Origin of the sequence: Streptomyces carpinensis (assembly GCF_002154505.1) — a bacterium.
Lineage (GTDB): Bacteria > Actinomycetota > Actinomycetes > Streptomycetales > Streptomycetaceae > Streptomyces > Streptomyces carpinensis.
Genome location: NZ_MUBM01000281.1, coordinates 1 through 14,360 on the forward strand (window position 1 = coordinate 1; position 14,360 = coordinate 14,360).

14 protein-coding genes are annotated in these 14,360 nt (G+C 72.5%); 7 read left to right on the top strand and 7 right to left on the bottom strand.

The annotated features are described in order from the left end of the window. From hypF to hypE, 4 genes are all read left to right on the top strand, one after another. Positions 1-2,059: carbamoyltransferase HypF (hypF, locus tag BZY54_RS33430; protein WP_107419888.1), on the top strand; the 2,059-nt coding region annotated here is incomplete at its 5' end. 3 nt (positions 2,060-2,062) lie between these two features. Then, complete coding sequence (locus tag BZY54_RS33435) at positions 2,063-2,398, top strand: HypC/HybG/HupF family hydrogenase formation chaperone (protein WP_086729078.1); 336 nt, start codon at positions 2,063-2,065, stop codon at positions 2,396-2,398. Further along, a complete protein-coding gene (gene hypD, locus BZY54_RS33440) occupies positions 2,395-3,537 on the top strand; it encodes a hydrogenase formation protein HypD (RefSeq protein ID WP_086729079.1) in 1,143 nt (380 codons plus the stop codon). Before BZY54_RS33435 ends, hypD begins: the two co-directional genes overlap by 4 nt. Further along, the gene (gene hypE / locus BZY54_RS33445) at positions 3,530-4,615 is read left to right on the top strand and encodes a hydrogenase expression/formation protein HypE (protein WP_086729080.1); all 1,086 of its coding nucleotides are present in this window, start codon (positions 3,530-3,532) and stop codon (positions 4,613-4,615) included. Before hypD ends, hypE begins: the two co-directional genes overlap by 8 nt. Before the next feature lie 114 nt (positions 4,616-4,729). Here the strand turns inward: hypE and hypA are convergent, their stop codons facing one another. Genes hypA through BZY54_RS33470 form a run of 5 tightly spaced genes read right to left on the bottom strand, consistent with a single transcriptional unit; the run spans position 4,730 to position 9,621 of the window. Beyond that, positions 4,730-5,083, bottom strand: coding sequence for a hydrogenase maturation nickel metallochaperone HypA (gene hypA, locus BZY54_RS33450; RefSeq protein ID WP_086729089.1), 354 nt, complete (start codon positions 5,081-5,083; stop codon positions 4,730-4,732). Positions 5,084-5,099: 16 nt separating this feature from the next. Further along, complete coding sequence (locus BZY54_RS33455) at positions 5,100-5,690, bottom strand: DUF5947 family protein (RefSeq protein WP_086729081.1); 591 nt, start codon at positions 5,688-5,690, stop codon at positions 5,100-5,102. Continuing rightward, the gene (locus BZY54_RS33460) at positions 5,687-6,298 is read right to left on the bottom strand and encodes a NifU family protein (protein ID WP_086729082.1); all 612 of its coding nucleotides are present in this window, start codon (positions 6,296-6,298) and stop codon (positions 5,687-5,689) included. The genes BZY54_RS33455 and BZY54_RS33460 overlap by 4 nt, the downstream gene beginning before the upstream one ends. After that, positions 6,291-8,084, bottom strand: coding sequence for a nickel-dependent hydrogenase large subunit (locus tag BZY54_RS33465; protein WP_086729083.1), 1,794 nt, complete (start codon positions 8,082-8,084; stop codon positions 6,291-6,293). Before BZY54_RS33465 ends, BZY54_RS33460 begins: the two co-directional genes overlap by 8 nt. Positions 8,085-8,142: 58 nt before the next feature. After that, positions 8,143-9,621 carry a hypothetical protein gene (locus tag BZY54_RS33470; RefSeq protein WP_244217466.1) on the bottom strand — a complete coding sequence of 493 codons (1,479 nt, stop codon included), beginning with the start codon at positions 9,619-9,621 and terminating at the stop codon, positions 8,143-8,145. 181 nt (positions 9,622-9,802) lie between these two features. Between BZY54_RS33470 and BZY54_RS33475 the strand changes: the two genes are divergently transcribed. Then, positions 9,803-10,288, top strand: a complete 486-nt coding sequence (locus BZY54_RS33475; protein ID WP_086729084.1) for an MSMEG_6728 family protein — start codon at positions 9,803-9,805, stop codon at positions 10,286-10,288. A 15-nt stretch (positions 10,289-10,303) separates the two neighbouring features. Here BZY54_RS33475 and BZY54_RS33480 read toward each other — a convergent pair whose 3' ends face one another. Further along, positions 10,304-11,116 (bottom strand): SDR family NAD(P)-dependent oxidoreductase, encoded by an 813-nt coding sequence (locus BZY54_RS33480; protein WP_086729085.1) that lies wholly within the window; start codon positions 11,114-11,116, stop codon positions 10,304-10,306. Positions 11,117-11,264: 148 nt separating this feature from the next. Between BZY54_RS33480 and BZY54_RS33485 the strand changes: the two genes are divergently transcribed. Both BZY54_RS33485 and BZY54_RS33490 read left to right on the top strand, forming a co-directional pair. Then, on the top strand, positions 11,265-12,308 hold the full coding sequence (locus tag BZY54_RS33485; RefSeq protein ID WP_086729086.1) for a YihY/virulence factor BrkB family protein: 1,044 nt from the start codon (positions 11,265-11,267) through the stop codon (positions 12,306-12,308). 26 nt (positions 12,309-12,334) lie between these two features. Next, positions 12,335-12,703, top strand: a complete 369-nt coding sequence (locus BZY54_RS33490) for a DUF488 domain-containing protein (protein ID WP_086729087.1) — start codon at positions 12,335-12,337, stop codon at positions 12,701-12,703. Positions 12,704-12,781: 78 nt separating this feature from the next. Here BZY54_RS33490 and BZY54_RS33495 read toward each other — a convergent pair whose 3' ends face one another. Further along, on the bottom strand, positions 12,782-14,140 hold the full coding sequence (locus BZY54_RS33495) for a PP2C family protein-serine/threonine phosphatase (protein WP_086729088.1): 1,359 nt from the start codon (positions 14,138-14,140) through the stop codon (positions 12,782-12,784). Positions 14,141-14,360 lie beyond the last annotated feature (220 nt).

Here is a 14,360-nt window from a genome sequence, read left to right on the forward strand (position 1 = left end):
CCAGCTCCCGCAGGCAGTCGGCACAGGTCGCGGTGTCGGGCGGGAGCTGGCCGACCCCGCCGACCGGCGCCACCGGCACCCTTTCATCACCTGCACCCACTGCGGCCCCCGCTTCACCATCGCCACCGCGATGCCCTACGACCGTGCGGCCACGACCATGGGCGCCTTCCCGATGTGCCCGGCCTGCGCGCGCGAGTACACCGACCCCGCCGACCGGCGTTTCCACGCACAGCCCGTCGCCTGCCCCGACTGCGGCCCCCGGCTGCGCCTGCTGCCCGCCGAGGGCAGCGGCCTGCGCCCGGCCCGGGACGCCGAAGCACTGGCGGCGGCCCGGTCGCTGCTCGCCGCCGGGCGGATCGTCGCCGTCAAGGGCGTCGGCGGCTACCACCTGGCCTGCGACGCCACCGACCCCCGTGCCGTCGCCACGCTGCGCGCCCGCAAGGACAGGGGCGGCAAGGCCTTCGCGGTGATGTGCGCGGACCTGGCCACCGCGGAGCGCATCGCCGTAGTGGGCGAGCGTGAACGGGCCGCGCTCACCGGCGCCCGGCGGCCCATCGTCCTGCTGCGCCGGCGCACCCCGGGCAGCGGCCCCCGGCCGGCCGACGAGGTGTGTCCCGGCAGCCCGCACATCGGCGTCATGCTGCCCTACACCCCCGTGCACACCCTGCTGTTCGGGCTGCCAGGCGACCCCCCGGCCCCCCGCGTCCTCGTGATGACCAGCGGCAACCGCTCCGGCGAGCCCATCGTCACGGACGACGACGAGGCGCTGACCCGGCTGGCCGGGCTGGCCGACGCCTGGCTCGCCCACGACCGACCCGTCGCCTCCCCGTGCGACGACTCCCTGCTGCGGGTGCGCCCCGACGGCACCGAGCAGGTGCTGCGCCGCTCCCGCGGCTACGTGCCCCGGCCGCTGCGCCTGCCCGTCCCGGTGCGCCCGGCGCTCGCGGTGGGCGGCGACCTGAAGAACGTGCCCTGCGTGGGCGAGGGCGACCAGGCCTGGTTCGGCCCGCACATCGGCGACATGGGCGACCTGGCCACCCTGGAGGCCGCCCGGCGGGCCGAGAGGCACCTGCGGACCCTCACCGGGGTCAGCCCCGAACTGGTCGCCGCCGACCGGCACCCCGGCTACCACTCCGCCCGCTGGGCACGCCGGCGGGCTGCCCGACTGCCGAACCCGGAGCCGGTGTTCGTCCAGCACCACCACGCGCACATCGCCTCGGCGATGGCCGAGCACGGTCTCGACGGCACCACACGGGTGATCGGCGTCGCCTTCGACGGGACGGGTTACGGCGACGACGGCACCGTCTGGGGCGGCGAGATCCTGCTCGCCGACTACGTCGGCCACCGCCGCTTCGCCCACCTGACCCCCGCCCCGCTGCCCGGCGGCGACGCCGGGGTGGCCAACCCGTGCCGCCTGGCGCTGGCCCGGCTGTGGGCCGCGGGGCTGCCGTGGGACCCCGGCCTGCCCAGCGTCACCGCCTGCCCGGCCGAGGAACGGACCGTGCTGCGACGGCAGTTGGAGCGGGGTCTGGCCTGCGTGCCGACCTCCAGCATGGGCCGGCTCTTCGACGCCGTGTCGTCCCTCGTCGGCATCTGCCATCGCGCGCACTACGAGGCACAGGCCGCGCTCGAACTGGAAGCGGCGGCCACCGAGGCCCGGGACGCGGACACGGCGGCGTACCCCTTCGGGCTGACCACCGCGAACGGCCCCCTGCGTTGCGACCCCGCGCCCATGCTGCGGGCGCTCCTCACCGACCAGCGGCGCGGTACCCCGGCACCCGTCCTCGCGGCACGCTTCCACCGGGGCGTGGCCCGGGCCGTCGCGGAGATCTGCCGCCGCGCCCGCGGGGCCACGGGCCTGGGCGCAGTCGTCCTCAGCGGTGGCGTCTTCGCCAACGGCCTGCTGGAGGAGGAGTGCGCCGCGCTGCTGGCCGCGGACGGCTTCGCGGTACTGCGCCACGGCGAGGTCCCGCCGAACGACGGCGGTCTGGCCCTCGGGCAGCTCGTGGTCGCGGCACACCGGCGACGACGGACCCCTGACAGCGACGAGACGGAGTGACCCATGTGCTTGGCAGTGCCCGGCAAGGTCGTGTCCATCGACCACCGTGCCGACCCGCTCACCGGCCTGATCGACTTCGGCGGGGTACGGAAACAGGCGTGTCTGGAGTACCTGCCCGACCTGCGGGTGGGGGAGTACGTGATCGTCCACGTCGGCTTCGCCCTGCAACGGCTGGACGAGGAGTCGGCCCGGGCGTCCCTTGAGCTTTTCGAGCAACTGGGGCTGCTGGAGGAGGAGTTCGGCGACGCCTGGCAGCAGGCGGCCGAGCAGGCCGGGCGCGAGGCCCCCTACGCCCCCGCGGCCGTGGCGAGTGAACAGAGCGGGAGTGAGGCCCGGTGAAGTACATCGACGAGTTCAACGACCCCGAGCTGGCCCGGCGGCTGCTGGACGAGATCCGTGCGACGGTCACCCAGCCGTGGGCGCTGATGGAGGTCTGCGGCGGCCAGACCCACTCCATCATCCGGCACGGGATCGATCAACTGCTACCGGAAAAGCTGGAGTTGATTCACGGGCCAGGCTGCCCGGTGTGTGTGACCCCGCTGGAGGTCATCGACAAGGCGCTGGAGATCGCCGCGCGCCCCGGAGTGATCTTCTGCTCGTTCGGCGACATGCTGCGTGTGCCGGGCACGGACCGCGACCTGTTCCGGGTCAAGGGCGAGGGCGGTGACGTGCGGGTGGTGTACTCGCCGCTCGACGCCCTGCGGCTCGCCCGGGAACACCCCGACCGACAGGTGGTGTTCTTCGCCATCGGCTTCGAGACGACGGCGCCCGCCAACGCCATGGCCGTCCACCAGGCGCGCCGTCTGGGCCTGGACAACTTCAGCCTCCTGGTCTCCCATGTCCGGGTCCCACCGGCCGTCGAGGCCATCATGACCGCCCCCACCTGCCGGGTGCAGGGCTTCCTGGCCGCCGGGCACGTGTGCAGTGTGATGGGCACCGCCGAGTACCCGGAGCTGGCCGAGCGGCACCGCGTTCCGATCGTGGTCACCGGCTTCGAACCGCTGGACATCCTCGAGGGCATCCGCCGCGCCGTCCACCAGCTGGAGCGCGGCGAGCACCGGGTGGACAACGCCTACCCGCGCGCGGTGCGCGAACAGGGCAACCCGGCGGCCCTGCGCATGCTCGAGGAGGTCTTCGAGGTCGCCGACCGGAACTGGCGCGGCATCGGGCGCATCCCCGCCAGCGGCTGGCGGCTGTCGGACGCCTACCGCGCCTACGATGCCGAGCACCGCTTCGACGTCACCGGCATCCGCACGGAGGAACCCGCCGTGTGCCGGGCCGGTGAGGTCCTGCAGGGGCTGATCAAACCCACCGAGTGCGCCGCGTTCGGCACCGCCTGCACCCCGCGCACCCCGCTCGGCGCCACCATGGTCTCCAGCGAGGGCGCCTGCGCGGCGTACTACCTGTACCGGCGGATGAACGGCACTCCGGCACAGGGCTCCCGTATCCCGCAGGAGGAGATGAACCCCGTTGGCTGAACTGGCTTCCGAGGCGACCGAGACCGCCCCCGTAGACCCGGCGAACTGGACCTGCCCCGCGCCGCTGCGCGACCAGCCGGTCGTGGTCATGGGCCACGGCGGAGGCGGCGCCCTGTCCGCCGAACTGATCCACGACGTGTTCGCCCCGGCCTACGGCAACCCCGTTCTCGCCGGCATGGGCGACAGCGCCGTCCTCCACCTCGGCGGCGCGAGGCTGGCGTTCTCCACCGACTCCTACGTCGTGCGGCCCCTGTTCTTCCCCGGCGGCAGCCTCGGCGACCTGGCGGTCAACGGCACGGTCAACGACCTGGCGATGAGCGGCGCCCGCCCCGCCTACCTCTCCGCGGCCTTCGTTCTCGAAGAAGGCGTCGAGCTGGCCGTCGTCGACCGCATCGCCCGTGCCATGGGCGCGGCGGCGGAGGCGGCCGGCGTCACCGTGGCCACCGGCGACACCAAGGTCGTGGAGGCCGGGCACGGCGACGGCGTGTACGTCACCACCGCCGGTGTCGGACTCGTTCCCGAAGGGGTGGACATCCGCCCCCAGCGGGCCCGGCCGGGCGACGCCGTCATCGTCAGCGGACCGATCGGACTGCACGGCGTCGCCATCATGAGCGTCCGCGAGGGCCTGGAGTTCGGCGTCGAGGTCGCCAGCGACACCGCTCCCCTGGCGGACCTGGTGGCCGCCATGCTGGCCGTCACCTCGGACGTCCACGTGCTGCGCGACCCCACCCGGGGCGGGCTCGCCGCCTCCCTCAACGAGATCGCCCGCGCATCAGGCACCGGCGTCCGGCTCCAGGAGCGCGCCATTCCCGTCCCGGAGGCGGTCGTCAACGCCTGCGGATTCCTCGGCCTGGACCCGCTGTACGTCGCCAACGAGGGGCGGCTGGTGGCCTTCGTGCCGCAGGCGGAGGCCGAGGCGGTCCTGGAGGCGATGCACGCCCACCCGCAGGGCGGCGGGGCCGCGCTCATCGGCGAGTGCGTCTCCGAACACCCCGGCATGGTCGTCGTCTCCACCGGCCTGGGCGGCACCCGGGTCGTCGACCTGCCGCTCGGCGAGCAACTGCCGCGCATCTGCTGACCGGGGCAGCTGTCGACCCGGGCGCGCGCCGCCCCCGGGAGGAGACGACCCCGCCGGTGTGTCGGGCACCGGCGGGATCGCCTCCTCCCGGGGGCGGCCGGCGTGCGGGGGCGATCAGTGCGCGCCCGTCGGCTCGATGCCGGTGATCTCCAACTCCCGTCCGCTGCGCAGCTCCTGCGACGGACGGTCGCAGCGCGGGCACCAGAAGAACGGGGGCATGCCCACCGCGAACTCCGCCGCGCACGGGTCGCAGTACGCCCGTGCCGTCACCTGCTCGACGACGAGCCGTGCCCCGGCCAGGGCGGTGCCCTCCCGGGCCACCTCGAAGGCGAAGTCCAGCGCGTCGGGCACCACGCCGGACAGCTCACCGACCCGCACGGTCACCGACGAGACGGCGTCCGTCCCGTCGGCCCGCGCCCACTCCTCGGCCCGCTCCACGATCGCGGTCGCGATCGACAACTCGTGCACGGCCACTCCCCGTTGCTCAGCGTCGCTCGGTGAGCCCGGCGAAGAACTCCTCCACGGCCGGCCACACCCGGCCACCGCCCGACAGCCCCCGCCACTCCCGGCGCACGACGGCGACCATCCGGAAGCAGTCGTCGAGGGGCACGATCCAGTGGTGGTCCTGGCCGCGGACGGTATTCACCAGCAGCGCCTCCACCTCCGGTTCCACGGTGGCGAGTTCGGGGCACCGCTCGCCAGCCTGCCGCCAGGCGGCGGCGTCCACCTCCCACCGCATGGCCCCCGCCGGGCTCGGCCCCTGGGCGGTGATCGTGCCGTCGGTGTGCGGCACGAAGAAGACCAGGCCGACCGGCACCCCGAGGGTCTGCGTGTCGACACGGCGCAGGCGGACCCGGCGCCGTGGCACGAGCCGGAAGTGCCCGCCGCCCGCACCGTCCCCGGCGAACAGCACCGAACACGGTCCGCAGGCGCACCGCAGTTCCGCCTCCACGGTGTCGTAGAGGTGGGCGTGCTCCTCGGGCACCGGGGCGGCGCACAGCTCGCACGCCTCGGCCTCGGCCGGACGGTCGGCCGAGGACCGGATCAGGCGGGCCAGCGCCCCTTCCGGGCTCACACGGCCTCCCGTGTCCCGGACGGATCCGAGGGCCGTCGCGCCAAGGCGTCCAGCGGTACGAACGCCGGTGCCGCCCGCCGGTCGGCGGCGTCCGGAACGGACTCCACCGCCGTCAGCTCGGGAGCGGCGGCGAGCACCGCCTGACGCACCGCCTCACGAACCGCCTCGCCGACGTCGCCGGCTCCGCCGCCGCACCCGGAACCGCAGCCGCCGCCGGTGCTCAGGCGCACGCGGGCCACCGATCCGTCCAGGCCGGCCCACTCCACGTCGCCGCCGCGTTCGCGCACGGCGGGCCGCAGCCGTTCGACCGCGCGGGCGGCCCGGCGCTCGGCGGACTCCGGATGGATCGCGTGCATCACCAGCAGGTGCCCCAGCAACTCGTCCTCGGCCAGTCGCCGGGCCAGTTCCTCGTCCGCGCGCTCCAGCACCCGGGCCAGCGCCTCGCCGTAGACCTCCGTCAGCAGCCGTACGGCCTCCACCGCGAGGCGCACGGTCGGACCGGGCGCGCAGTCGAGTCCCGCGAGCAGCTCGTCGATCCGGGCGAGCCGGGCCTCGACGTCCGGGTCCCCGAGGCGGCCGGTGGGGGAGCGGTGCCCGGCATCAGCCATGGCCGGCTCCGTAGGTGGGGGTGTGGCTGGTGGTGAGGGTTCTGCCGTTGCCGATGTACATGTGGACGCCGCAGGGCAGACACGGGTCGAAACTGCGGACGGTGCGCATGATGTCGACTCCCTTGAAGTCGTCCGGGCCGTTCTCCTCGAAGATCGGCTGCCCCTGGACGGCGTCCTCGTACGGGCCGGGGGTGCCGTAGATGTCGCGGGGGCTGGCGTTCCACGGAGTGGGCGGGTACGGGTGGTAGTTGGCGATCTTCTTGTCCCTGATGACCAGGTGGTGGGAGAGGACGCCGCGGACGGCCTCGTGGAAGCCGCAGCCGATCGCCTCGTCGGGGACCTCGAAGTTCTCGAAGATCTTGGTGTCGCCACCGCGGACGAGCTGCATCGCGCGCTCGACGAACTGGAAGGCCATGGCGGCGGCGTAGGCGACGAAGTAGGGGCGCGCCCGGTCGCGTTCGATGGTGTTGGACCACTTCGGGATGTGCCACTCCAGAGTGGTCTCGGGCAGCTTCTCGCTCTTGGGCAGGGTGATGCGGACGCTGCGACCGGTGGCCTTGACGTAAGGGGTGTCGACTCGCCCGCTCAGCGCGGTGGACCACAGCCGGGCCAGGGGACCGCCGCCGGTGTCCAGGGCGAGGTGGTCACCGGTTCGCCGGTCGTACCAGCGCGGGCTCATCACCCAGCTGTAGTTGCCGTCGAAGTCACGTTTCTGCGGGGCGGGCACGGTGGTCTGGTTCCAGGGGTGGCGGATGTCCACCGGGTTGCCCAGCGGGTCGTGGGTGACGAACGGCTGCTCGTTCACCCAGTCCTGGTAGTAGGAGGAGCCGAGCAGGATGCGCAGGCCGAGGTTGATGTCGACCAGGTTGTTGGTGACCAGTTCGCCGTCGACGATGATGCCGGGGGTGACGAACATGTCCTTGCCCCAGTCGTTCATCGTCTCGTAGCGGTAGTCGCAGGAGTCGGAGTTCTGGAAGGCGCCCCAGCAGCCCAGCAGGATCCGGCGCCGGCCGACCTCCTCGTATCCCGGCATGGCCTGGTAGAAGAAGTCGAAGACGTCGTCGTTCATCGCCACTGCCTGCTTGATGAAGTCCAGCACCCTGAGCAGGCGGGAGAGGTAGTCGGTGAAGGTGGTGGGCTGGGGCATGGTGCCGACGCCGCCGGGATACAGCGTGGAGGGGTGCACGTGGCGGCCCTCCATCAGGCAGAACATCTCCCGCGTCACGCGTGACACCTTCAGCGCCTGCTTGTACACCTCGCCCTCGAAGGGGTTGAAGGCGCGCATGATGTCGGCGATCGTCCGGTAGCCGTGAATGTGTCCGCGCGGTGCCTCGGTGCGCTCCGCCCGGGCCAGGAGGGTCGGGTTGGTGGCCTTCACCATGGCTTCGCAGAAGTCGACGAAGACCAGGTTGTCCTGGAAGATCGTGTGATCGAACATGTATTCGGCGGCTTCGCCGAGGTTGGTGATGTGTTCGGCGAGGGGCGGGGGTTTGACGCCGTAGGCCATCTGCTGGGCGTAGTTGGAGCAGGTGGTGTGGTTGTCTCCGCAGATCCCGCAGATCCGGGAGGTGATGAACCCGGCGTCCCTGGGGTCCTTGCCCCTCATGAACACTGAGTAGCCGCGGAAGAGGGACGAGGTGGAGCGGCACTCGAGCACTTCCTGGTTGGCGAAGTCGATCTTCGTGTAGATGCCCAGGTTCCCGATGATCCGGGTGATCGGGTCCCAGGACATGTCCACGATCTGTGCGGGCTTGCGTGGCGTGGAGCGGGCGTCGGTGGCGGTCATCTGCGTTGCTGCCCTTTGCTGTCCGTGGTCGGTGGGGTGGTGTGGGGGTGCGGTTGGATCAGGGTGCGGGGGTCGGTTCGTCGCACAACGGTTCGAGTTCGTCGGGACGGAAGTAGTGGAAGCGGCCGTACCAGGTGTGGAGCTCGGCGGCCGGATCGTCGTCCACGGTGACGGCGAGGTGCACACCGCCGTCCACGTCGTGGCGGACGGCGGCGACCCGGGCGGTACGCCCGGCCAGGAACATGTCCTGGGCGTCGGCGCCCCGGCCCCGCGGACGAAGCCGGACCCGGCTGCCGCAGCCCACGCGTACACCGTCGACGAGCACTGTGTCCGTCGCGGGGGAGAGGTCCTCGTCACCGCCCTCCTGCCACCAGGCGGGCGGTGCCCCGCCGGACGGGTCCTGCCGCGCCGGGGCCAGGGAGCGGATGGCGCCGTGCAGCCGGCCGAATACCTCCGGGGGCATGGTGTCCACCCGGTCGAGGATCGCGGCGGCCCGCGGATCGGTCGCGCGTGCCTCGGCCTTCTCCTCGTCGGTCAGGAGCATCGTGCGCAGCGTCAGGATCTCGTCGATCTCCGCGGCGTCGTGCAGATCGCCCGGGCTCTCCGGCGCCACCTGCGGACGGTCGGGCAGGATGATCGGCGAGGAGAGCAGGACCGGCCCGGTGCCCCCGGCGCCGTCGGCGGGCGCCTGCCCGCCGAGCACCGGGAACGTGAACTCGTTGCGGCACTCGGCCACGTGCTCCGCCAGATCCGCAGGCGGGTCGATCAGCGACACGAACTCCACCCCGAGGCCGCCGATCAGGGAATGGGTGGCGATGAGCGCCTGGCGCAGCGCCTCGTCACGGGAGACATCCGGGTCCGGGGCCAGGCCCGTGTTCTCGGTGCGCACCCGGAGCCGGACCAGGCCGGGAGCGAGCCGTTCGGCCACGAGCGTGGTGCTCGCCCGGATCTCCTCGCGCCGCCGCACCACACGTCCGGCACCCGCGGGCAGCGGCCCGCTCTCCGCGCCGGCCGCCGCGCCCACCGGGACGGTGAGTTCCCGCCGCAGCAGGTCGTCCAGGGCGACGGTGAGGTCGGTCTCCTGCGGTACCGCCTCGTCGAAGGTCAGATGAGCAGTGCCGTCGTCCGTCCGCAGCGACTCGACAGGGCGATGCCCGCCGTCGCCCAGTGCCGCCTCGACCTGCTTGTGCTGCGTCTGCAGGTAGCGCACCCGCACGCGCAGCACGGCGTCCGGCCCCCGGACCCGCAGCAGGCACTCGGTCTGCTGGTACCAGGAGTCGGCGGAGCCGGACACACCGGCCGCGGCCGGGCCGTCACGCTCAACCCAGTCCCGGGGCAGCAGCACCCCGAACTGCCACCGGACACGGTTCTTGGGCGACGAACGGCGGTACGGATAGAGCAGGTAGCCCTCGTAGAGGACCGCGTCGGCCACCGCGCTGAGCTGCTCGAAGCCCTGCACGCCCCGGCCGGCGGGCAGGGCACCGTCGTCGACGGGCGCAGCACACAGCACGCCGTCCTCGGCCACGGCATCGGGCATTCGGCCTCCTCGGGTTCGCGTGTGCGCCATGTCTTCCACCACCGGCACACCGCTCACGCGCGCCGCCCCCCTTGAGCCGAGTGCGTTGCGCCGTCCAGCGCAACGAGGGAGGCACGGCGCCCGGAGGACCGGGAGACTGCCCCGGAGACCTTTTCGCTCACCTCCGACACCGGACGGCGTCATGCAGACCTTCCTGCCGTACCCCGGCTTCACGGAGTCCGCGCTGGTGCTCGACCGCCGCAGGCTGGGGAAGCAGCGGGTGGAGGTGCTGCAGGTGCTGCGCGGCCTGACGGTTCCCGGCTACGGGTGGCGCCACCATCCGGCCGTGCGCATGTGGGCCGGATACGAGGAAGCCCTGGTGCGGTACGGACTGGACGTCTGTCGCGTCTGGCGGGACCTCGGCCACCAGGACAGCTGCGCGGCCACGCTCGTCGCCGAGCTCGCGGCGCATCGCCCCGGCCGTCCCGTGCGGGACCAGCCGGAGCTGGCGCGGGCAGGCGAGCTGCCGCCGTGGCTCGGTGACGAGGCAATGCACCTGAGCCACCGGTCGGCGCTGGTCCGCAAGGACCCCGCCACTTACGCGGCCCTGTTCCCGGACGTGCCGGACGATCTGCCGTACGTCTGGCCGGCCTCGGACCGCGCACCCGGCATGGTCCCGGGCAGCTGAGGGGCGGGCAGAGCCCTACTGCCGCCCGCTGTCGTCGTCCCCGCCCGTGCCCGGCTCGGCCATCCTGCGGTGGGCGGCGGCCTTGGCGCTGTCGGGGAGCACCCTGTTCGCGGCGCCCTGCAGCCGGGTCTTCAGCGATCCGGTGACCACCTTCTTCCGGCCCTTCATCACGGCCTCGTAGGCCTGCTCGGCGACCTGCGCCGGGTCGTCCTTGTCACCGCTGCCGATCTTCGTGTCACCCATGTCGGCCCGCCGGAAGAAGTCCGTGTCGGTCGGCCCGGGCATGAAGGCGGTGACCGTCACGCCGGTGTCTTTCACCTCCTCCTGCAGGGCCTGGGCGAAGGACTGGACGAAGGACTTCGACGCGTTGTAGACCGACTGGAAGGACCCCGGCATCGTGGCGGCGATGGAGGAGGTGAACACCAGGCTGCCCTCGCCCCGTTCCACCATGGCCCTGAGCAGCGGCTTGGCGAGGCGGACCGTCGAGGTCACGTTCAGGTCGATCACGGAGAGATCGTCGGCCAGGTCGGTGTCCAGGAAGGAACCGCCCTGCCCCACCCCCGCGTTCAGCGCCGCCACGTCCACCTGAAGGCCGGTCGTGGCGGCGACCAGGTGGTCCACGCCCGCCGGGTCCCGCAGGTCGGCGCGTACCGCCCGTACGTCGGCGCCCCTCTCCCGCAACCGCCGCACCGCATGGTCGAGGCGGTCATCCTCGGCGTTGACCAGCAGGTCGAAGCCGTGCCGTGCGAACTGCTCGGCAAGTTCGTATCCGATGCCGCTCGAGGCACCCGTCACCAGGGCGAGCGGCTTGTCGTCGTCGGTGTGCATGGGTGGGGAGTAACCGCACAGGCCGCCCGCAATCACCGCGGCCGTCGGGCCCGTGTCCCGGCCCGTCGCATGAAACCTCCTGGCCAGGGCACCTGGAACGGGTGTCGCCCCGCGTGAGCGGGCCCATGGCAGACGTGTGGGAGAGCGCATGGAAGTGCTGGCCCGGTTCGATGCCTACCAGCGGCGGCATCGCTGGGCGGGTCTGCCGCTGGCCGTGATCTACAAGTTCTACGACGACCAGGCCGCGTACCTGGCCGCGCTGCTGACGTACTACGGCTTCCTCTCGCTCTTCCCGCTGCTGCTCTTCCTCGTCGCCGTGCTCAGCTCCGTCCTCAGCGGCAGTCCCCATCTGCAGCAAGCGGTCCTGAACTCGGCGCTGAGCGAGTTCCCGGTGATCGGGGACCAGATCGGCCAGAACATCCACTCCTTCCACGGCAGCACCATCGCCGTCGTAGTGGGTGTGATCGGCAGTCTCTACGGAGCGCTGAACGTCGCCCAGGCCGCCCAGCAGGCACTGAACAAGATCTTCGCGGTTCCCCGGCACGCCCGCCCCGACCCGTTCCGCTCGCGCGTCAAGGGGCTGAAGTTCCTGACGCTGCTCGCACTGGGCCTGTGCGTGATCACGGCCGTGTCCACGGTCACGGAGTGGGCGACGGGCCTGTTCGGCGCCCGGCTTCAGGTCGGTGTGCGGATCGCCGCCGAGCTCCTCGGCGTCGGGCTGTACGCGGCCCTGCTCATCGGTACCTACCGCCTGCTCACCCGGCGCCGGCTGCCGTTGCGCGTGATGTACGGTCCGGCGCTGGGAGCCGCGTGCGCCTGGCAGGGGCTGCTGTGGGGCGGCACCTACTACGTCGGTCATGTGCTGAAGGGCACGACGGCCACGTACGGCCTGTTCGGCATCGTGCTGGGCCTGCTGGCCTGGATCTATCTGGGCGCGCTGGTGTACGTGTTCGCGGCGGAGATCACCGCGGTACGGTGGATGCGGCTGTGGCCCAGGAGCCTGCTGAGCCCGTTCACCGATCGCGTCCACCTCAGCGCGGGCGACCAGAGGGCCTACCGGTCCTACGCCACGACGGAGTCCTTCAAGGGCTTCGAGAAGATCACCGTCCACTTCGACCCGCCCCCGCACGCGGACACCGTCGGCCACGACGAACCGGAGCCCGGGGACCGCGGCCCCGACGGCCGTTCGTGACTCTTCGCCGATACGGAGGCAACGCCATGGCCAAGCCCATCACCTACCGCCGCGTCTACGAGGACACCTCCCCGCAGGACGGCAAGCGCGTGCTCGTCGACCGGGTGTGGCCGCGCGGGATGCGCAAGGAGGACGCCCACCTGGACGAGTGGCTGCGCGACGTCGCCCCGTCCACCGAACTGCGCCGCTGGTACGGCCACGAGCCGAGCCGGTTCGACGAGTTCCGCCGCCGCTACCTCGCCGAGCTGCGCGACGCCGGTCACCGGGACGCGGCCGGCCATCTGCGCGACCTCGCCGCCCACGACCGGCTCACGCTGCTGACCGCCACGAAGGACGTGGACCACAGCCAGGCCGCCGTCCTGGCCGAGTGGCTGACCGACGGCAGGAGCGGCTGATCCACGGAACGTCGTCCAGGGCCTGGGCGCGCCGCCCGCTGCGGCCCGCAGCGACGCGTACGGCGGACGTGCGGGGAGCTACGCCGGGGTGCCCGCCGTGTTCGCGGTGTCTGCCGTGCTTGCCGAGTTCGCCGCGTTCGATGCGTCCGGCACCCGCACGGCCAGCAGGGCCACGTCGTCGTAGGTGTCCTGCCGGGTCATCAGCCGGTCGCACATCGTGTCCAGCGGGGCCGTGGCCAGGGCGGCGGCACGGTCGGCCAGCTCCAGAAGCCCGGCGTCGATGTCCTCACCGCGCCGCTCGACCAGGCCGTCGGTGAACAGCAGCAGCGTGCTCTGCGGAGGCAGCGCGTGGGTGTGGTCGGGGCGGAACAGACCCGGATCCACGCCGACTGGGATGCCGTGCTGCTCGGGCGCCAGGCAGCGCGCGTCGCCGTCGGCCGTCACCAGCAGGGGCGGCGGATGTCCGGCGTTGGTCCAGCGCATGGTGAAGCCCGCGCCCGGCTCGTGCTCGATGCGAGCCGCCACCAGCGTGGCCGCCACCGGGTCGGCGTACATGGTCAGCGCGTGGTCGAGCTTGTCCACGATCAGGCTGGGCGGCCCGCACCGGTCGAACGCCAGGGCCCGCAGCATGTTGCGCAGCTGCGCCATCACCGGCGCCGCCTCCACGTCGTGGCCGGTGACGTCCCCCACGACGACGAGGACCGCGCCGTCGGGCAGGACCATGGCGTCGTACCAGTCGCCGCCGAGCCTGGGCAGCTCGGACGCCGGCTGGTAGCGGGCCTCCACCCGCAACGGGGCCAGGTCGGGCAGCACGGGCAGCATCCGGCGCTGGAACTGCTCGGCGGCCATCTTGAGGCGCTCGTACAGGCGGGCGTTCTCGATGCTGACGCCCGCCGCGCTGGCCAGTGCGGTCAGCATGGCCTCGTCGTCGTCACCGAACGGCGTTCCGTCGTGCTTGTCGGCGAGGTACAGGTTGCCGTAGACGGTGCCGCGCACGGTCAGGGGCACCCCGACCAGCGTGGTCATCGGCGGGTGGCCGGCCGGGAACCCCACCGAGCGTGGGTCGGCGGCCACGTCGTCGACGCGCAGCGGCCTGCGGTCCGTGATCAGGCTGCCCAGCAGCCCATGGCGCTGCGGCAGTCCGGACTCGGCCAGAAGCCGTTCCGCATCGACACCGACGGTGATCAGATCGACGAACTCCCCGTCCTCACCGAGCACGCCTAGAGCGCCGTAGCGCGCGGCGACAAGGTCGACGCCGGTGTCCACGATGTGCTGCAACACGGCCCGCATGTCCATGTCGGCGCTGATGGCCGCCACCGCGTCCAGCAATCGGCGCAGCCGGCGCTGCCCGAGAGTCAACTGCCGTACCTGGGCGTTGAGGTCCTCCAGGGACTCACCGCCCGGCAGCGATCGCGGCTCCCGCCGATCGTCCGACATGCCCGGCACCTCCCACCAGGGGCGTAGGCCCTGTCGGCCGGTACCCCGGCACGATCACCCTACTCCGACGGCGAGACGGCGGCTCCTCGTCGAATCGCGCGATCGGCTGCTTGCGGCCGGCGGGGCCGGGACGAAGACTGGCGGCGGCCGGTTTCGTTCCGCGGCGCGAGAGAGGCGAGGATGTGGGCACCGACCGCTCCGGTGAGGCGCTCGAGCGCCT